Below are 19,836 nucleotides of genomic sequence, written 5' to 3' on the forward strand. Positions count from 1 at the left end.
TTTTATGTCCGAAAATCAGTGATTAACGTGCAGCGATAATCTTGATTTCAATTTTGTATTTCGGATTCATCAGGTTGGCCTGCACGGTGCAACGTACGGGGGCATTGCCCGGCGATACCCACGCATCCCAGGCTTCGTTCATGGCCGGGAAATCTTCTTTATTCACCAGAAACAGTGTGGCATCCAGAATTTTGCTTTTGTCTGAGCCCGCTTCAGTCAGCGCTGCGTCGATAATCGCCAGCGTTTCCGCCGTTTGATCTTTCGCATTCGCGTCCAGATTTTCCGGTACCGCGGTGTAATAAATGGTGTCGTTATGGATCACGATGTCGGACATCCGTGGCTCAGGGCGAATACGTTCGATGGTCATTTTTTAACTCCGGTTAGTCACATACTTATGATGGCGCTAAGGGTATCACAAAGGATGAATGCGTTGGATTGGCAGATGGCGGTGGTAGTGAAGCCAAGGGATTGGCATAATCACTGCTGATCCGTACAGGTAGAGAGACAGAGTGACAGACGATTTCGCAACAGACGGCGCACTGGCGCAGAAAATTGAAGGTTTTAAACCGCGTGAACCTCAGCGTCTGATGGCGCAGGCTGTCAGCAAAGCCATCACCGGTAAGCAGGGGCTGGTGGTCGAAGCCGGTACAGGTACCGGTAAAACTTATGCGTATCTTGCTCCGGCACTGCGTTCCGGCAAAAAAGTCATTATCTCCACTGGTTCGAAAAACTTACAGGATCAGTTGTATTCCCGCGATTTGCCTAAAGTCGCCAGCGCACTGAATTTCAAAGGTCGTCTGGCGCTGCTGAAAGGGCGCTCAAACTATTTGTGCCTGGAACGTCTGGAACAGCAATCACTCTCCGGCGGCGATCTCGCCAGCCAGGCGCTCAGCGAACTGGCACATCTGCGTCACTGGTCGAGCAGCACGGAAGAAGGCGATATCAGCACCTGCAACGTGGTGCCGGAAGACAGTTTTGTCTGGCCACTGGTGACCAGCACCAACGATAATTGTCTTGGCAGTGACTGTCCGCTGTATAAAGAATGCTTTGTCGTAAAAGCCCGTCGCAAGGCGATGGAAGCCGATGTGGTGGTGGTTAACCATCATCTGTTTATGGCAGATATGGTGGTGAAAGAGAGCGGCTTCGGTGAGCTTATTCCCGAGGCTGACGTGATGATTTTCGACGAAGCCCACCAGATACCTGATATCGCCAGCCAGTATTTTGGTCAGCAGGTGACCAGCCGTCAGCTGCTGGATATGGCGAAAGACATCACGATCGCTTACCGCACGGAAGTCCGTGATTCCGTGCAGTTACAAAAAAGTGCTGATCGTCTGAGCCAGAGCACGATGGATTTTCGTCTGGCGCTTGGTGAACCGGGTTTTCGCGGCAATCTGCGCGATGTGCTTAACCAGCCCGCTATCCAGCGCGCGCTGTTATTACTCGATGACGCGCTGGAACTTTGCCATGACGTGGTGAAATTGTCGCTCGGGCGTTCTGCGCTGCTCGATGCGGCTTTCGAACGCGCCACGCTTTACCGCAATCGTCTGAAACGCCTGAAAGACGTGTCCATTCCCGGCTACAGTTACTGGTATGAATGTAACTCACGCCATTTCGTGCTGGCGCTGACACCGTTGTCGGTAACCGATAAATTCAGCGAAATGATGAAAGAGAAACCAGGCGCGTGGATTTTCACTTCAGCTACGCTTTCCGTAAACGATCAGCTGCATCATTTTACCGAACGTCTCGGGCTGGATGAGGCAGAAACATTACTGCTGCCAAGTCCGTTTGATTACGCCAAACAGGCGCTGTTATGCGTGCCGCGTTTTCTGCCTGAATCGAACGTCAACGGCAGCTCGAAGCAGCTGGCGCGTATGTTGCGTCCGCTGATTGAAGCCAACAAAGGCCGCTGCTTCTTCCTGTGTACGTCTCACAAAATGATGCGCGAACTGGCCGAGGAATTCAGAGCCAGCCTGACGTTGCCGGTTTTATTGCAGGGCGAAACCAGTAAAGGCCAGCTTCTCGCGCAGTTTGTCGAAGCGGGTAACGCCTTGCTGGTGGCGACCAGCAGTTTTTGGGAGGGCGTGGATGTGCGAGGCGATGCGCTGTCTTGCGTCATCATCGATAAACTGCCGTTCACGTCACCTGACGATCCGCTGCTCAAAGCCCGTATTGAAGACTGCCGCCTGCGCGGCGGAGACCCGTTCAATGACGTACAATTACCTGATGCGGTCATTACGCTGAAACAGGGCGTCGGGCGTTTGATCCGTGATACGTCTGACCGGGGTGTCATGGTGATTTGCGATAACCGGCTGGTGATGCGTCCTTATGGCGAAGTTTTCCTCAATAGTTTGCCGCCGACACCGCGCACGCGTGACCTGGCACAAGCGATCCGCTTTTTACAGGATGTCGAAGAGCAGAAATAGCCCTTTGTTTATGCTAAGATGCCGCCCCGAAAAAGGCTCTTATACGCGTCATATTTCAGATTGCAGATGCGTTGACTGCGCTCAATCACCCCAGTCACTTAGTTATCTAAGTTCCCTGGGATCCACGAGCTTGTCGCCTTGCTGCAACCCGAAGTATATAGGGTATAACTTATTAATTTCCCCGCCTGAGGTCTGGCATGTCCACGCGAATTTTAGCAATTGACACGGCGACAGAAGCCTGTTCGGTTGCGCTTTATAATCAGGGCGAAACGCTCGCTCATTTTGAACTCTGTGCCCGCGAGCACACTCAGCGCATTTTGCCGATGGTTCAGCAAATTCTCGCCGAAGCAGGACTTTCCCTGACTCAGCTCGACGCGCTGGCTTTTGGTCGCGGACCGGGCAGTTTTACCGGCGTGCGTATCGGCATTGGTATGGCTCAGGGATTGTCGCTGGGCGCGCAATTACCTTTGCTGCCAGTGTCTACGTTACAGACGATGGCGCAGGGCGCGTATCGCCTGACCGGTGCTGATAACGTTCTCGCAGCGATTGATGCCCGCATGGGTGAAGTCTACTGGGGGGAATTCAGCCGCAATGCGCAGGGCGACTGGAGCGGTGAAGAGACCGAGAAGGTCATCAAGCCGGAACAACTTCTGGCGCGCGCCGCTGAATTATCAGGCCGTTTTGCGACGGTGGGAACCGGTTGGGAGACTTATCCTCATCTGTTAGGTGAACCTCCGGCAGCTGAATTATTTGATGGCAAAATATTACTGCCTCATGCAGAAGATATGCTGCCGCTGGCGCTCCAGCTCTGGGAAAATGGCATCCGTGTTAATCCGGAAGATGCCGAACCCACTTATCTGCGCAATGAAGTGACGTGGAAAAAGCTGCCAGGACGGTAAATGACGGTAAAGTCAGGAAACTTGTGCTCTGAAAAATGGTCAAAATGAAGAGTTTGCACAGGAGTCATCGCAATGCGTAAGTGGTCTGTAATTCAGCAGTTATCGGGTAAAACGGGTAAAAAAATGGCGCTGAGTGCGGTTGCACTGAGTGCTTTGGTGTTATCGGGTTGTGTCACGGTGCCGGATGAAATTCGCGGTACCACGGCCACCCCGCAGATGAATTTACAGGCAGTGCAGGGCGCACCGGGTCTTTATGTCGGTCAGGAGTCGCGTTTTGGCGGCAAAGTGGTCTCTGTGACCAATTTGCAAAACAAAACCCGCCTGGAAATTGCCACGGTACCGCTGGATGAAGGCGCAAGGCCGATCTTAGGCGCCGCGTCGCGAGGGCGGATCATGGCTTACATCAACGGCTTTGTGGATCCTGTCGATTATCGCAATCAGCTGGTAACAGTCGTCGGGCCGATTGCCGGTGTGGAGAAAGGCAAAATTGGCCAGACTTCCTATGATTTTGTCACCGTTAACGTCAACAGCTATAAACGCTGGCGTATACAGCAACAGGTTGTGATGCCTCCGCAGCCGATTGGCCCGTGGGGTTATGGCTACGGCGGCCCCTATGATTCATGGGGGCGCGGGTTTGGACCCGGCTGGGGGCCCGGTTGGTATAACACGGCACCCGCACGGGTCGAAAGCATCGTCACCGAATAGACCTCCGTCGCCGCATGAAGCACCACCGACACATTCTGGCGGGCACCCACCGGCGGCAATGAAACCGGCTCCGGCACATCCCGTGCCGCCGCCACCAAAGCAGTAACAGCAGTAGTTGTTGTAGTTGTTAAGGCGGCTTAATTGCCGCCTTTTTCTTTTAAGCCATGGATGGTTTGGCAAAGCAAGGGCGCAGAAAAAGTGACCCGCCTCTCAACCTCGACATTGTTTGAAACGCAACTGGTAAGCTGAGTTAAAATATTGTTAAAGACGTGATAAAACTCGTCGAATAGAGACGGCAACAGAACATGATTTCAGGAGTGATACCTTGGAAAAGGTTTGGCTAAAACGATATCCGGCAGATGTTCCTGAGAACATCGACCCTGACCGCTACAGTTCGCTGGTCGAAATGTTTGAAAATTCCGCGCTGCGTTACGCTGACAGTGTGGCATTTATCAACATGGGCGAGGCGATGACCTACCGCAAGCTTGAAGAACGCAGCCGGGCTTTCGCTGCTTATCTGCAAAACGAACTGGGTCTGCAGAAGGGTGATCGTGTTGCACTGATGATGCCGAATTTGTTGCAGTATCCGATTGCGCTGTTCGGCGTCTTGCGCGCTGGCATGGTCGTGGTTAATGTAAACCCGCTGTATACGCCGCGTGAGCTTGAGCATCAGCTGAATGACAGCGGCGCCAGTGCAATTGTGATTGTCTCCAACTTTGCCCATACGCTGGAAAAAGTGGTGTACAAAACGCAGGTCAAACACGTCATTCTTACCCGCATGGGCGATCAGCTTTCTGCCGCGAAAGGCACGTTGGTTAACTTTGTGGTGAAATACATCAAACGGCTGGTGCCAAAATACCACCTTCCGAACGCGATCTCCTTCCGTACCGCATTACAGCGCGGGCGTCGTCTGCAATACATCAAACCCGACATCATTAATGACGACCTGGCATTTCTGCAATATACCGGCGGAACCACCGGCGTGGCGAAGGGCGCGATGCTGACGCACCGAAACATGCAGGCGAATCTTGAACAGGCAAAAGCGGCGTACGCACCGCTATTGCAGCCGGGACATGAGCTGGTGGTGACAGCACTTCCGCTATACCACATCTTTGCCCTGACGGTGAACTGCCTGCTGTTCCTCGATCTGGGCGGTAAAAGCTTGCTTATCACCAATCCGCGCGACGTATCAGGTATGGTCAAAGAGCTGGCCAAATATCCGTTTACCGCCATCAGCGGGGTAAATACCCTGTTTAATGCGCTGCTCAATAACGAAGACTTTCGCGAACTGGATTTCTCCACGCTGCGTCTTTCTGTAGGCGGCGGGATGTCAGTGCAAAAATCTGTGGCGGACAAATGGGAAAAACTGACGGGTAAACATTTGCTGGAAGGTTACGGTCTGACGGAGTGTTCCCCGCTGGTGGCTGGAAATCCGTACGATTTGAAACATTACAGTGGCAGCATCGGTTTGCCAGTGCCGTCGACAGAGGTGCGTCTGGTGGATGATAACGGTCATGACGTTGCGCCGGGCGAGCCGGGCGAGTTGTGGGTACGTGGTCCTCAGGTCATGCTGGGTTACTGGCAGCGGCCGTCTGCAACCGATGAGGTGCTAAAAGATGGCTGGTTATCGACGGGCGATATCGTTACAGTGGACGAGCAGGGCTTCCTACGGATTGTTGACCGTAAAAAAGACATGATCCTGGTTTCCGGTTTCAATGTTTACCCTAACGAAATTGAAGAGGTAGTTTCACAACACGACAAAGTTCTCGAAGTTGCCGCCATTGGTGTGCCGAATGAGTCGTCGGGTGAAATTGTCAAAATTTGCGTGGTGAAAAAAGACTCTTCACTGACCAGCGAAGAACTCCTGGCACACTGTCGCCGGTTATTAACCGGTTACAAAGTACCTAAGATTGTCGAGTTCCGTGATGAGTTACCGAAGTCAAATGTCGGTAAAATCCTCAGACGGGAACTTCGCGATGAGCAGGCAAAACCCAAAGTCGATCCGAAGCAGGATGCAGCATAGCGGTTAACACGTTTGTTCAGTGACAGTCAGATTCTTAACGCCGGCGATGTCCGGCGTTATCACGTTATAACGCAGTAATGATTAAGAGAATTAAGATTTGAATTATCAGTTGATCACCACCAATGACGCGCTGGAGCAGGTTTGTCTTCAGGCCAAAGCGCACAGCAAAATTGCGCTGGATACCGAATTTGTTCGTACCCGCACTTATTATCCGCAACTGGGATTGATCCAGCTTTTTGACGGCGAACAGCTCACCCTTATCGATCCTTTACCGATCACCGCATGGCAGCCTTTTATAGATTTGCTGGTTAATCCTGATGTCATCAAATTCCTCCATGCGGGCAGTGAAGATCTCGAAGTTTTTCTGAATGCTTTTGGTGTTATGCCTTCACCTCTGATTGATACGCAGATCCTCGCCGCGTTTAGCGGGCGTCCGCTTTCCTGTGGTTTTGCCCGTCTGGTAGCGGAAACAACCGGCGTAGAGCTGGATAAAAGTGAATCGCGCACTGACTGGATTGCCCGTCCGCTGAGCGAAAAACAATGTGTGTATGCTGCTGCTGACGTGTGGTATCTGTTGCCGCTGGCCGACCAGTTGATGCGTGAAACCGAAGAAGCAGGGTGGATGGATGCGGCTCTGGACGAGTGTCTGGCGCTCTGCCGTCGTCGCAGTGAAGTGCTGCAACCTGAGCTGGCCTATCTGGAAATCGGCAATGCATTCCAGCTGCGTCCGCGCCAGTTAGGCTGCCTGAAATTGTTAGCTGCCTGGCGTCTTAATCAGGCGCGTCAGCGTGACCTGGCGGTTAACTTTGTGGTCCGCGAGGAAAATCTGTGGCAGGTCGCCCGCTATCAGCCGACCTCACTGGGCGAACTGGAAGCGCTGGGCCTGAGTGGTCCGGAAATCCGCTATCACGGACGCACACTGCTGGCGCTGGTGGAAGAATCCAATGCGCTCGATGAATCTGAACTGCCTGCACCGATTTCGAACCTTATCGACCAGCCCGGTTATCGTAAAGTCTTCAAAGATATCAAGGCACTGATCCAGGCTGTGAGCGAAGAGAGCAAACTCAGCGTTGAATTACTGGCGTCACGTCGTCAGATTAACCAACTACTGACTCATCACTGGAAGTTAAAAGATAAAGAATCTCAGCCGGAATTAATCAGTGGCTGGCGCGGAAAATTGTTAGCTGAAAGGCTGAGTGAAATTCTGAGCAATTATTGATCCCTTCGTTATGAAGGCATAGTCAATCCAGGAGTGAATTAAAAAGAGCGGGCTAATATCCCGCTCTTTTTTTATTCTTTGCTGACAAGACAACTGCGAATAACAAGTTAGCGGATAACAGGTTGTCATAAATTATGCCGAATTAAAGCAGTCTATGGATATTAAATTCCAGCATGAATGAGATGAGTCTTAATCAAAATTTTGAGGAATAAATGAAAAAAGGCAGTAAATGAATTTGCCAGGTGTGTTTATATACAGTGGTTATAGAAAGGTAAGATAAAAATAACAGAAAGGAATGCGAAAAAGGCAGTGGCCCTCTGAGGAAACAGAGGGCGCTATGCTGAAAAAAGCACCTGTAAACAGGCTAAATGGACTGCTGTCATTTAGGCGCTTCTTCCGACTCTGGCAGGGTAACGTTAAGTTCCAGTACGGAAATATCGTCACCTTTTTGCTCGAACTGAACCTGTAACATTTCCGGGTCAATCTTAATGTACTTACAGATGACGGCGAGAATATCGCGTTTCAGTTCAGGCAGATACGACGGTTCACTATCCCCTCGACGCCGTTCGGCTACGATGATCTGTAGCCGTTCCTTGGCTATATTGGCTGTCGATTTTTTGCGGGACAGAAAGAAATCTAACAATGCCATGGTTTATCCCCCAAAAAGGCGTTTCAGGAAACTCTTCTTCTCTTCCTCAATGAAACGGAATGCACGTTCTTCCCCAAGCAGACGGCTGACGGTATCGTCATACGCTTTCCCTGCATCGGATTCCTGATCCAGAATGACCGGCTCGCCCTGGTTGGACGCACGCAGTACAGACTGATCTTCAGGGATAACCCCGATCAGTGGAATGCGCAGGATTTCCAGCACATCTTCCATGCTCAGCATGTCACCACGGCTGACACGGCCCGGGTTATAACGGGTAAGAAGCAGATGTTCTTTGATAGGCTCCAGGCCTTGTTCCGCACGACGGGATTTTGATGACAAAATGCCCAGAATACGGTCGGAGTCGCGAACGGAAGAGACTTCCGGGTTCGTAGTGATCACGGCTTCGTCGGCGAAATACAATGCCATCAGCGCGCCGGTTTCTATACCAGCCGGGGAGTCACACACAACGAAATCGAATTCCATCTCGGCTAAATCGTTCAGAATTTTCTCCACGCCTTCACGAGTCAGCGCATCTTTATCGCGCGTCTGGGAGGCCGGAAGAATAAACAGGTTTTCAGTGCGTTTATCTTTGATAAGCGCCTGATTCAGCGTGGCATCACCCTGGATCACGTTAACGAAATCATAAACCACCCGGCGCTCACAGCCCATAATCAAATCGAGATTACGCAGACCGATATCGAAATCGATAACAACGGTCTTTTTGCCTTTTTGAGCTAAACCGGTAGCAATGGCCGCGCTTGAAGTGGTCTTGCCAACGCCCCCTTTACCCGATGTAACAACTATGATGCGTGCCATGAAAGGATTCCTTGTCAAAAGGGCTTAGTTTAAAGGTTGTATGGTTAACACATTATTTATCAGGCTGAGGCGCGCTGCCTGACCGAGATAATCGGCCGGGATTTGATCACTCAACCAGTATTGCCCTGCGATAGAGACTAGTTCAGCGCCTAATTGCGTGCAAAAAATCTGACAATTTGCATCGCCTGCGGCGCCTGCCAGTGCTCTGCCTCGCATCATGCCGTAGATGTGGATATTGCCATCGGCAATCAGTTCCGCACCTGCACTGACACTGCTGGTCACGATGAGGTCGCTGTTACGGGCATAAATTTGTTGGCCGGATCTGACCGGGGTACTGACAATGCGGGTCTTGGCCGGGGCATTGTCGGGCACGACAGGAACCGGTGGTTCAGCAGCGATACGCTGGGCACGACCTTCACTGAGCAGCGGTAAACCGGTGCGGGAAAGTGCGCGTTTTTGCGCTTCGTCTTTACAACCACTGATGCCAACAACGCGAAAGCCTGCAGAAGCGACAGCCTGTTGAATGTCTTTCCAGTTTGCTGCACCTGTGAGTGAAGCAACGTTGATAACAACAGGGGCATTTTTCAAAAAGGCCGGAGCTTGCTCCACTTTTTCCTGTAATGCCTGATAAATAACCTCTGGTTGTGAACTATGTAAATGAACAACCGATAAGGTAAAACTGCTGCCTTTTAGTTCTATTGGCGATTGTGACATCTATCCTGACTCAGTCTCAGCAACTCTAAATCCCCGGAATACCACTCGGGGGGCGATATTCCGATGTACGATAAGCATGTTATAGTTACAGTTATATCTAGGCAAGCCACCGTTTCAATAAAATAGAGTTAAAAAAATGCTTTGTGTGATCTATAGAAGTACTAAACGTGACCAGACTTATCTGTATGTCGAAAAAAAAGACGATTTTTCCCGTGTGCCTGAAGAATTACTCAAAGGTTTTGGCGTGCCTCAGTTCTCAATGATGCTAAATCTGGCCAACCGTGAAAAACTCGCCACTGCGGATATTGTCAAAGTACGTCAGTCTCTCGAAGAGCAGGGTTATTATCTGCAGGTTCCACCTCCGGCAGAAAGTTTATTGAATGTTCATCTGAACGACGCCAGTAAATAACGCATTCCAGACATTTGTTTCGGCAATCCTCGAACTTTCGGACGTCATGACTTGCATTCATAGTTGTAGTGCTCAAAGCTTAGAACGATGAATCACTTGCAGAAGTCAAAAGGAAGAAATTGATGAAATTGTCGGCACTGGCCGTGTTAACACCGCTGATCATCCTCAGCGGTTGTGCAGCGCAAAAAGCCACCTCAGGGCAAACCACCACACCATCCACTGCGGCAACACAGCCTGCCGCCGCCGCACCGGCAGCGCCTTCAGGCAAAACGTCTCTGGCAGAACAGGGACGGGATCCCGCTGAATTCCCGGCTTATGTGGAGCAACTCAAAGCGCAGGCGCTCTCTCAGGGGATCAGCCAGAAGACTATCGACAGCACCTTCGCGAATATTCATTTCGTCGATCGCGTGATTAATTCAGACCGCAATCAGTTAGAGAAGAAGATTACTCTCGACGATTATCTGACCCGCGTATTGCCTGAATGGAAAATCAAACAGGGACAGGAGCAGTTGCAGAACAATTTGCCTGCGCTGACAAAAGCCAGCGACCGTTATGGCGTACAGCCGCAGTACATTGTGGCGCTGTGGGCGATGGAGAGCAGCTTCGGCAAGATTCAGGGGAAAGAAGATGTGTTCTCCGCGCTGGCGACGCTGGCCTTCGAAGGACGTCGCGAAGCGTTCTTTACCAAAGAATTTATGTCGGCGCTGAAAATCGTTGATTCAGGTAAAGCCACCAGCGACATGATGAAAGGTTCCTGGGCGGGTGCGATGGGGCAGTCGCAATTTATGCCAAGCTCATATCTGACTTACGGCGCTGACGGTAACGGCGACGGCAAAATCGATATCTGGAAAAATACCGACGATGTCTTTGCCTCAACGGCCAATTATTTATCCAAAGAAGGCTGGAAAGGCGATCAGGGCTGGGGACAGGAAGTGAAATTGCCCGCTAACTTTGACGGTAATCTGGCAGGGCTTAAAAACAATCAGATGCATCCGGCCCGATACTGGCAGCAACTTGGCGTAACGCAGGTTGACGGCAGCCCGCTGACATCCACAGCCACCCGCGCATGGATTATCACTCCGGATGATACGCAAGGTCGGGCTTTCCTGGTTTACGATAACTTCCGTACGATCATGCACTGGAACCGTTCAACCTATTTCGCGCTGAGTATCGGCATGATGGCAGATGGCGTCGCGGGTGCGCAAACACCGGTAGTTTCCGGCGAGGCAGCACCGGCGCAGAACGCACCGGCGTCTTCAGCACCTTTAGCGCCGGCACCTCGTAATCCGTTCAGCGGCTGATATTCCTCACATCTAGGAGTGGCTGTATGTACCAACACAGAGACTGGCATGGCGCATTACTCGATTTTCCGGTGAACAAAGTGGTGTGTGTCGGCAATAACTACGCCGACCATATCAAAGAGATGGGCGGTCAGCCATCGGCTGAGCCGGTCGTGTTCATCAAACCGGAAACGGCGCTTTGCGATATTCGTCAGCCTGTCGCTATCCCAAAGGATTTCGGCGCTGTACATCATGAAGTCGAACTGGCGGTACTGATCGGCACTCCGCTGAAACAGGCAACAGAAGATCGCGTTGCGAATGCCATCGCCGGTTACGGGCTGGCGCTGGATCTCACGTTGCGGGATTTGCAGACCCGTTTTAAAGAGTCCGGACAACCCTGGGAAAAAGCCAAAGGGTTTGACGGATCCTGTCCTATCAGCGGGTTTATTCCGGTCAGCGAATTTGGCGATGCGCAGCAGGCTGAGTTGCTGCTGGAGATCAATGGGCAAACGCGTCAGTCAGGAAATACCCGTGACATGCTGACGCCGCTTTTGCCGCTGATTGCCTATATGAGCCGTTTCTTCACTTTGCGTGCAGGTGACATAATTTTGACCGGTACACCACATGGTGTCGGACTGCTCCACGCTGGCGATGAAATCTTAGCTACACTCAATGGTAAGCAAGTGACTACCCGCGTGATTTAGCGCAAAGCAATGATGTCGCCGGAGCAGCTTTCCGGCGGCTTTACTTGCATCTGACGGCTAAAGCGTCTATATAAGCACCCTCATTTTATTTATACCGGATGCACATCATGACTGAACCCGCTTTTTGGCAGCAAAAAACGCTGTCTGAAATGACTGACGAAGAATGGGAAGCATTGTGCGACGGCTGCGGACAATGTTGCCTGCATAAGCTGATTGATGAAGATACGGACGAGATTTACTTCACCAACGTCGCCTGTAACCAGCTCAATATTAAATCTTGTCAGTGCCGCAACTACGAACGTCGTTTTACGCTTGAAGAAGACTGCATCAAACTGACGCGTGAAAACCTGACCACTTTCGACTGGTTACCGCCTACCTGCGCATATCGTCTGATAGGCGAGGGCAAGCCTTTGCTCCCGTGGCATCCGCTGCTGAATAAAGCATCCAAATCTGCCATGCATACGGCGCAGATCTCCGTGCGTTACATCGCCGTGCGCGAAGACGACGTTGAAGACTGGCAGGATCACATCATGAATAAGCCAAGCTGGGCGAAGTAAGCTCGCTTCTCTTTCAGCATCTGAAATGAAAAAGCCCCGGCAAATGCCAGGGCTTTTTTTTATTCCAGGATTTTGATATCAGATCTCAGAATCAGGCCGGACAGCACCCAGCGCATTCAGCGCTTCGGAATCCAGCTCCGGATCGGCCTTGTCGATAAATCGCGTCATCTCAATCAGTGCCTGAAACTGTTCAAACAAAATTTTGGCGTCGGATTTAAGGACTTCATCATCGGAGTCGAGCACGGAGTTAATGGCTTTATTGACGCTTTCGATGATTTCTTGCGGCCCGCCATTTTTCCCGACAGTGATGAAAATAGCCCCGAGAAGGAGTGACTGCGCCTCAACCTGAGCGGTAAGCTGTTTAGTGTCTGCTTCCATACGGGAGATTTTTGCGATCATACCTAAAATGATATTTTTCATTTATTACCCCTGCAGATCGATAGTGTTAGTTGTCATTTATTTCTACGCCAGGTTCTGAAAACTGCATAATCATATTTGGTAAAACTGGGCGGTTTGTAGCAACCGCCCGTTAAACTCAGACCGAAGATAACGATGCGCGGATTGGGCACTTAGAGAAAATGCCCTGCGTATCATGTCTCCGGGTGATTTTTACCTTCCTCAATGAAATCTTCGTCAATCTCATCGGTATTGTTACGATGGTCACGCCCGGAAAGAATATTCCAGCAGGCGATAAACAATGCCGCAATCAACGGACCAATCACAAAGCCATTAATGCCATAAACTTCCATGCCACCCAGCGTGGTGATAAGGATCAGGTAATCCGGCATTTTTGTATCTTTGCCAACCAGCAGCGGGCGTAAAACGTTATCCACGATACCGATAACCACCACGAAGAAGACCACGATAAAGATCCCCTGCCACAACATTCCTGAAGCGAAGAAATAGATGGCAGCCGGTACCCAAATAATGGCTGATCCAACCGCAGGGATGATTGACAGGAAGGCCATCAGCGCGCCCCAAAGAAGGCTGCCATCCACACCCGCGATGTAAAATGCCAGCCCGCCCAGCGCACCCTGAACGATTGCCACCACCACCGTACCTTTAACTGTCGCGCGGGATACGGCCGCAAACTTCATAAACAAATGATGTTTAACGTGGCGGGAAAGCGGCAGGGCTTCCAGCGTCAGATTAACCAGATAAGCGCCATCTTTCAGCAGGAAGAACAGGATGTACAGCATGATGCCGAAACCGACAACAAAGCCGAACGTGCTCTTACCAATGACAAAAACGCTACCCGCCAGATACTGGCTGCCTTGCAGCGCGACATCAGAAAGCTTTTTCTGAATTTCAGTCGTGCTGTCCAGATTATGCTCCGCAAGGAAATGTCTGGCCCATCGCGGTAAATGGTGGATGGTATCGGTCAGCATCGCCGGCAACTGGGAATCATTCGCCTGAAGCTTGGTGTATACCGCATTGAATTCGATCGCCAGCGAAGAAGTAATAATCGCCAGCGGTGTGAATACAATCAGACAAATAATCAAGACGGTTAATAAAGAAACAACACCGTTGCGATCACCGACAAATTGTTTAAGCCGGTTTTTCAGCGGATTGAAAATCACCGCAAGTATAATTGCCCATAGTACGGAAGAATAATAAGGCCTCAATACATCAAAAAAAGCCAAAGTAACGATTAAAAGAATCGCGATGAAAAACCCTTTTGAAAACCCTTTTACAACCATATCTGTTCCTCTGATGAACCTTTTTGCCCTCGTAGCATAGAACTCATTGAGGTTTTTACAAATCCAGGTCTTTTTTTGCACAGTGTATTGAGCGAACCTGCCAGCTGATACTCGTCCGGACAGGCCGCCAGTGTGGCGTTATCTGAACAAGCCATAAAAAATAAAACCGACTACGACCCAGAAAAGGAGACAGGCTCCGACGCAGATTATCCAGACCAGCCCGACAGGGAGATTTTTCATTGCAGGTTCCAAATTAGTCATATAAACCACTCTGATTAAAAAGTCTGCATTCCCTGCATGATGATACTGAAGGTCATAGAAAAGGCGCCGGGAGGCGCCTTTGTGAATTTAGTTTACTGAAATTAACGACCGAACAAGTCACGTCGTTTAGGTTTTACGAACTGTGCCAGCAGCACCAGAATCGCAATGACCATAAACACGCTGAAAACAACAACCAGCCACTGCGGCATACCGAGTGACAGGAATTCCCATTGTTTTTCCGCACAATCACCGCTGGCAATAAACATCCACGGGAACCATTTGTCCAGTGGCAGCCAGGTCGGGAAGCGGGCAGCAAAATCACAGGTCGCGAACGGAGAAGGATGCAGCTGGATCATGGTGTGTTCCCATGACAAACGGATCCCTTCGTAAGCGCTGTAAATCCAGATAAGAATACCGGCATAACGTAACCAGGTAGAGGGTGCAATCGCACCGACCAACCCGGCAGCCAGAATACCCATCAACGCACAGCGTTCATAAATGCACATGACGCAAGGTTTAAGAAGCATCACGTGTTGAAAATACAACGCAACCAGCTCAAGAATCAGAGCTGTCAGAGCCATCAGAAGCCATGCACCGCGGCCTTGTGAACAGCGGTTAAGATATTGCAACATAGTAAAATTTCCCTGCGGTTAGCTACTGATACGCAGTGTAAACCAATTGCTCCCTGCTGCCAGCCTGTCAGAATAAATAATAGGTAAATAATTAATATAAATCGGAGAATTCGACTTTAATTTCGGTAATTTTCTGGGCTACGGAGCTGCCAGAGAATTACCGACGTTATGTCTGTGTATCAGTGAGGCATGAGTACTTCACTGGCCGGTGGCATGCTCAGCCATCCCATCTCCGTAAACCACTGCGTCATATCCGGCAGCAGATATTGCACGCACAGCAAACCCACCAGCGTCATGACCACTGTGTAAGGTAGCGCCATCCACACCATTCTGCCGTATGAAAGGCGGATGAGTGGAGCAAGGGCGGACGTCAGCAGGAACAAGAACGCCGCCTGACCATTGGGCGTGGCAACCGATGGCAGGTTTGTGCCGGTATTAATCGCGACCGCCAGCAGTTCAAATTGCTTCAGGTCAATCACGCCATTAACCAGTGCAGATTTTGCTTCATTGATATAAACAGTGCCGACAAAAACGTTATCAGACACGGAAGAAAGCAATCCGTTGAACAGATAGAACAATGACAGCTGATTTGACGGCGCTGATTGAAGCACAAAGTGAATGATTGGAGTGAACAGATGCTGTTCGACGATCACGGCAACGATGGCAAAAAAGACGGTCAGCAGGGCGGTGAAGGGCAGGGAATCCTGGAATGCTTTACCAATCGCATGTTCATCAGTGACGCCACAAAATGCGGTGGCAAAGATAATCACCGAAAGACCGATCAGTCCGACTTCAGCCAGATGGAAAGCCAGGGCGATAATCAACCAAACCCCAATGACGATCTGCACCGCCAGCTTAATGCGGTCTTGTTTCGTGATGTTCTCACTGTTTTTCTGATCGTACTTTTTAAGCACTTCATAAACCGGATGCGGCAGTTTTGCGCCATAACCAAACACGCGGAAACGCTCCACCAGCGCGCAGACAATGAAACCGCAGATGAACACCGGGACGGTGACCGGAGACATACGGATCAGAAAGTCGACAAACTGCCAGTCTGCGCTTTTAGCGATGATCAGGTTCTGCGGTTCGCCCACCATGGTCATCACACCGCCGAGCGCGGTACCCACGCCTGCATGCATCATCAGGCTGCGTAAGAAGGACCGAAACTGCTCCAGAACGGCCTGATGTTGCTGATTGCCTGTAAACGAGCTGTCGTCGGTCACATCCGTGTTTTCACTCTGATTAGAGGCGACGTTGTGGTAAATCGAATAAAAACCGACTGAAACGCTGATCACCACAGCAATAACGGTCAGCGCATCGAGGAAGGCGGAAAGGAAAGCGGCAGCAAAACAAAAGGCCAGTGACAGCGCAATTTTATTTCTGAGATTCAGCAGCAGCTTGGTAAATACGGTCAGCAGCAGTTGCTTCATAAAGTAGATGCCCGCCACCATAAAAATTAGCAGCAGGAGTACTTCCAGATTGGCCGAAATCTCTTCACGGATACGCTCTGCGCTGGTCATGCCAATCATGACCGCTTCAATAGCCAGCAAACCGCCAGGCTGAAGTGGATAACATTTAAGCGCCATACCCAGGGTAAAAATGAACTCGATGACCAGCAACCATCCGGCCAAAAACGGACTCACCAGAAAGAAAATCAACGGGTTGATAATCAAAAAAGCCAGAATGGTAATTTTGTACCAGTCAGGAGACTGCCCCAAAAAGTTTTTTATAAATGCGCGACTGTAGCTTGTTTCCATATTCCCCAGTTCTCCTTTATCTGTAATTTATAGTGGTATCAAAAGCATAGGTCAGTGTAATTGTCTGACAGAAATTTTTCACCGGAACGGACTATCCCATAAGCCATTAAGAAATGTGAAATTCTGCAAACCCCTGCACAGTTTCAACATTTGTTCTGACTGACGGCTATAACAGGCGTTTTTCATCTGGTATGATGAGCTGAACTATATCCCTGATAAAAGCCCCACACGGAACGACAAACACATGGTTATTAAGGCACAAAGTCCTGCCGGTTTTGCCGAAGAGTATATCATCGAAAGTATCTGGAACAGCCGCTTCCCTCCGGGCTCAATTTTGCCTGCAGAGAGAGAACTTTCCGAACTCATTGGCGTGACCCGAACCACATTGCGTGAGGTGTTACAGCGGCTTGCCCGGGATGGCTGGTTGACAATTCAGCATGGAAAACCGACCAAAGTGAACAATTTCTGGGAAACGTCGGGTCTGAATATTCTGGAAACGCTGGCGCGTCTCGATCATGACAGTGTTCCACAGCTCATTGATAATTTGCTGTCCGTGCGTACTAACATCGCAACAATCTTTATCCGTAAAGCGATGCGAACCAATCCTGAAGAAACCCAGCAGGTACTGGCTAAAGCGGCGGAAGTTGAAGATCATGCCGAAGCCTTTACGGCGCTCGATTACGGCATTTTCCGTGGTCTGGCATTTGCCTCCGGCAACCCGATTTACGGTCTGATTATCAACGGACTGCGAGGTCTTTATACCCGCGTCGGACGTTATTACTTCTCCAATCCTGAAGCGCGTAAACTGGCGATCACTTTCTATAAAAAGCTGTCTGATATCTGCCACGAGAAAAGCTATGAGCAGATTGTCGATTGCGTGCGTAATTATGGCCGTCAGAGTGGTGAAATCTGGCACAGCATGCAGAGCGCGATGCCGGGTGATCTGACCGAACAAAAAAAACGCTAATTCCCTTCATCTTTCTAACTGTCTCTTCGTTGCCGCCTTGATACAATTCGAATGATTTCGGGAAGCAACAATAAATACAGGGCGCTTAGCGCCCTTTTTTATGTCTGAATATGGGAGGTTTATAGCGGCGTCGGACGCGGCGGGCAGCGTTCGAGTAATTCAACGCTGCCGTCTTCGTTGAGCTGCTCGATAAAGACATCGAAGCCCCACAGACGATGAACATGTTTCATCACTTCACGGCGGCTCTTATCGAGCGGTGCGCGATCTTGCGGGATATAACGCAGCGTGAGCGAGCGGTCACCGCGCAAATCGACATTCCAGACCTGAATGTTGGGCTCGTGATTACTCAGGTTATACTGCGCCGATAACTCCTGACGAATGGCACGATAACCTTCCTCATTATGAATCGCCGCGATTTCCAGATAGTTATTATGGTCGTCATCCAGCACGGTAAATAACCGGAAATCACGCATCACTTTCGGCGACAGGAACTGGCTGATAAAGCTTTCATCTTTGAAATCCCGCATCGCAAAATGCAGCGTTTCAAGCCAGTCTGAACCCGCGATATCCGGGAACCAGTAACGATCTTCCTCCGTTGGTTCCTGACAGATACGTTTGATATCTTGCATCATCGCAAAGCCCAGCGCATACGGGTTGATGCCGCTGTAATACGGGCTGTTATAAGGCGGCTGATACACCACATTGGTATGGCTGTGCAGAAACTCCAGAATGAAACGGTCGGTGACTTTTCCTTCATCATAAAGATGATTAAGAATGGTGTAATGCCAGAACGTCGCCCAGCCTTCATTCATCACCTGAGTCTGTTTCTGCGGATAAAAGTACTGGCTGATTTTACGCACGATACGCAAAATCTCCCGCTGCCAGGATTCCAGCAGAGGCGCATTTTTTTCCATGAAATACAGCAGGTTTTCCTGCGGCTCTGAAGGGAAGCGTCGCGCCTGTTCAGGTGCATCAACGCTGTCCTTGCGCGGCAACGTTTTCCACAGCGTGTTCACCTGGCTTTGCAGATATTCCTCACGGCTTTTCTGCCGCGCCAGTTCCTCCTGCAAGGAGATTTTTTGCGGACGTTTATAGCGATCGACGCCGTAATTCATCAACGCATGACAGGAATCGAGCAACCGTTCGACCTCATCGACCCCGTAGCGTTCTTCACATTCGCTGATATAACGTTTGGCGAACAGCAGGTAATCGACGATTGAACTGGCGTCAGTCCAGCTTTTAAACAGGTAGTTATTTTTAAAGAAAGAGTTGTGGCCGTAACAGGCATGAGCCATGACCAGCGCCTGCATCGTGATGGTGTTTTCTTCCATCAGATAGGCGATACAGGGATTAGAGTTGATGACGATTTCATACGCCAGACCCTGTTGTCCGTGTTTATACAGTTGCTCGGTTTCAATAAATTTCTTACCGAACGACCAGTGAGTGTAATTAATCGGCATGCCGATGCTGGAGTAGGCATCCATCATTTGTTCGGAGGTGATGATTTCGATCTGATGGGGATAGGTTTCAAGCCGGTAAGACTTGGCCACCCGGTCGATCTCCGCAAGATAGGTCTGCAATAACTCAAACGTCCAGTCCGGTCCGTCGCTGAGACGTTTGTCCTCAGTTTTTTGCTTCTGGGTCACTGTTGTCATAAGCCGCACCCTCATTCAGTTATGGACGCTACAGAGTGTTTGATTCACAACCTTTTCTTAAGATTTCGCACGTCCATTGATAATCGTAGCTCAATCTGAGTGTGCTGTTAGATAAACACCATGGATCCCTTCCTGATTAACTCTATATCCTCATGGCTGATGGCTGTCAATTTCCCTTATCCGCCAGGTTTGTGTCATAAAATGCCGCTGATGAGAGTGGTATTCGTGTTATCAGTCCCATGCCTCGTTTTTCACCCCTTTATAAAAACCCACCTGTCCTGAATCGCAAAAATTCTCAATCCGTGAGGTAATATCACTACTGTGAGTGTTTGTGGTTTTTTATTCTGGTTTTATGGCTTTATTGAAGAATAAAAACCTTTTCATAAACCAGCTTTGATGCGCCCCCTGATTCGTGACATCAGTGCAGTCATTGCTATCATAAGACCATAATTTTCTTTCCCGATGG

Annotated in this window: 19 protein-coding genes; 10 read left to right on the forward strand and 9 right to left on the reverse strand. The window is 50.1% G+C overall.

Annotated features, from left to right (window positions below):
• Positions 1 to 22: 22 nt before the first annotated feature.
• The gene (locus tag EC840_RS03360) at positions 23 to 367 is read right to left on the reverse strand and encodes a RidA family protein (protein WP_112290022.1); all 345 of its coding nucleotides are present in this window, start codon (positions 365 to 367) and stop codon (positions 23 to 25) included.
• Between the two features lie 142 nt (positions 368 to 509).
• Between EC840_RS03360 and EC840_RS03365 the strand changes: the two genes are divergently transcribed.
• The 5 genes from EC840_RS03365 (at position 510) to rnd (ending at position 7,269) form a co-directional block, all read left to right on the forward strand.
• Complete coding sequence (locus tag EC840_RS03365) at positions 510 to 2,423, forward strand: ATP-dependent DNA helicase (protein ID WP_132963982.1); 1,914 nt, start codon at positions 510 to 512, stop codon at positions 2,421 to 2,423.
• A gap of 197 nt (positions 2,424 to 2,620) precedes the next feature.
• Entirely contained in the window at positions 2,621 to 3,322 is a 702-nt protein-coding gene (gene tsaB / locus EC840_RS03375) for a tRNA (adenosine(37)-N6)-threonylcarbamoyltransferase complex dimerization subunit type 1 TsaB (RefSeq protein WP_132963984.1), read from the forward strand.
• Positions 3,323 to 3,394: 72 nt separating this feature from the next.
• Complete coding sequence (locus EC840_RS03380; protein WP_129638783.1) at positions 3,395 to 4,027, forward strand: Slp family lipoprotein; 633 nt, start codon at positions 3,395 to 3,397, stop codon at positions 4,025 to 4,027.
• A gap of 325 nt (positions 4,028 to 4,352) precedes the next feature.
• Positions 4,353 to 6,050, forward strand: coding sequence for a long-chain-fatty-acid--CoA ligase FadD (fadD, locus tag EC840_RS03385; RefSeq protein WP_112290029.1), 1,698 nt, complete (start codon positions 4,353 to 4,355; stop codon positions 6,048 to 6,050).
• Positions 6,051 to 6,147: 97 nt separating this feature from the next.
• A complete protein-coding gene (gene rnd, locus EC840_RS03390; protein ID WP_112290031.1) occupies positions 6,148 to 7,269 on the forward strand; it encodes a ribonuclease D in 1,122 nt (373 codons plus the stop codon).
• 379 nt (positions 7,270 to 7,648) lie between these two features.
• Here the strand turns inward: rnd and minE are convergent, their stop codons facing one another.
• From minE to minC, 3 genes are read right to left on the reverse strand one after another with little or no spacing between them, the layout of a single operon-like run.
• Positions 7,649 to 7,918, reverse strand: coding sequence for a cell division topological specificity factor MinE (gene minE / locus EC840_RS03395; protein ID WP_112290033.1), 270 nt, complete (start codon positions 7,916 to 7,918; stop codon positions 7,649 to 7,651).
• A 3-nt stretch (positions 7,919 to 7,921) separates the two neighbouring features.
• Positions 7,922 to 8,734 carry a septum site-determining protein MinD gene (gene minD, locus EC840_RS03400; protein ID WP_013575324.1) on the reverse strand — a complete coding sequence of 271 codons (813 nt, stop codon included), beginning with the start codon at positions 8,732 to 8,734 and terminating at the stop codon, positions 7,922 to 7,924.
• A 24-nt stretch (positions 8,735 to 8,758) separates the two neighbouring features.
• Positions 8,759 to 9,448, reverse strand: coding sequence for a septum site-determining protein MinC (gene minC, locus EC840_RS03405; RefSeq protein WP_112290035.1), 690 nt, complete (start codon positions 9,446 to 9,448; stop codon positions 8,759 to 8,761).
• 136 nt (positions 9,449 to 9,584) lie between these two features.
• Here minC and EC840_RS03410 point away from each other — a divergent pair, with 136 nt between their 5' ends.
• The 4 genes from EC840_RS03410 (at position 9,585) to EC840_RS03425 (ending at position 12,398) form a co-directional block, all read left to right on the forward strand.
• Positions 9,585 to 9,857, forward strand: a complete 273-nt coding sequence (locus EC840_RS03410; RefSeq protein WP_129638786.1) for a YcgL domain-containing protein — start codon at positions 9,585 to 9,587, stop codon at positions 9,855 to 9,857.
• Between the two features lie 122 nt (positions 9,858 to 9,979).
• On the forward strand, positions 9,980 to 11,158 hold the full coding sequence (locus tag EC840_RS03415) for a lytic murein transglycosylase (RefSeq protein WP_132963985.1): 1,179 nt from the start codon (positions 9,980 to 9,982) through the stop codon (positions 11,156 to 11,158).
• Between the two features lie 26 nt (positions 11,159 to 11,184).
• Positions 11,185 to 11,841 (forward strand): fumarylacetoacetate hydrolase family protein, encoded by a 657-nt coding sequence (locus EC840_RS03420; protein ID WP_132963986.1) that lies wholly within the window; start codon positions 11,185 to 11,187, stop codon positions 11,839 to 11,841.
• 107 nt (positions 11,842 to 11,948) lie between these two features.
• Positions 11,949 to 12,398, forward strand: a complete 450-nt coding sequence (locus tag EC840_RS03425) for a YcgN family cysteine cluster protein (protein WP_112290041.1) — start codon at positions 11,949 to 11,951, stop codon at positions 12,396 to 12,398.
• 78 nt (positions 12,399 to 12,476) lie between these two features.
• Here the strand turns inward: EC840_RS03425 and iraP are convergent, their stop codons facing one another.
• The 4 genes from iraP to nhaB form a co-directional block, all read right to left on the reverse strand.
• Positions 12,477 to 12,818: an anti-adapter protein IraP gene (gene iraP / locus EC840_RS03430; RefSeq protein ID WP_112288451.1), complete on the reverse strand. Its 342-nt coding sequence runs from the start codon at positions 12,816 to 12,818 to the stop codon at positions 12,477 to 12,479.
• Positions 12,819 to 12,988: 170 nt separating this feature from the next.
• Positions 12,989 to 14,098 (reverse strand): AI-2E family transporter, encoded by a 1,110-nt coding sequence (locus tag EC840_RS03435; protein ID WP_112288452.1) that lies wholly within the window; start codon positions 14,096 to 14,098, stop codon positions 12,989 to 12,991.
• 362 nt (positions 14,099 to 14,460) lie between these two features.
• The gene (dsbB, locus tag EC840_RS03440) at positions 14,461 to 14,991 is read right to left on the reverse strand and encodes a disulfide bond formation protein DsbB (protein ID WP_112288453.1); all 531 of its coding nucleotides are present in this window, start codon (positions 14,989 to 14,991) and stop codon (positions 14,461 to 14,463) included.
• 179 nt (positions 14,992 to 15,170) lie between these two features.
• Entirely contained in the window at positions 15,171 to 16,748 is a 1,578-nt protein-coding gene (gene nhaB, locus EC840_RS03445; RefSeq protein ID WP_132963987.1) for a sodium/proton antiporter NhaB, read from the reverse strand.
• A gap of 244 nt (positions 16,749 to 16,992) precedes the next feature.
• On the opposite strand from nhaB, the gene fadR reads away from it, so the two are divergent.
• The gene (gene fadR / locus EC840_RS03450; RefSeq protein ID WP_112288455.1) at positions 16,993 to 17,715 is read left to right on the forward strand and encodes a fatty acid metabolism transcriptional regulator FadR; all 723 of its coding nucleotides are present in this window, start codon (positions 16,993 to 16,995) and stop codon (positions 17,713 to 17,715) included.
• 119 nt (positions 17,716 to 17,834) lie between these two features.
• Here fadR and EC840_RS03455 read toward each other — a convergent pair whose 3' ends face one another.
• A complete protein-coding gene (locus EC840_RS03455; RefSeq protein ID WP_112288456.1) occupies positions 17,835 to 19,370 on the reverse strand; it encodes a SpoVR family protein in 1,536 nt (511 codons plus the stop codon).
• Positions 19,371 to 19,836 lie beyond the last annotated feature (466 nt).

The organism is Rahnella sp. JUb53, assembly GCF_004346065.1.
GTDB classification, from domain to species: Bacteria; Pseudomonadota; Gammaproteobacteria; order Enterobacterales; family Enterobacteriaceae; genus Rahnella; species Rahnella variigena.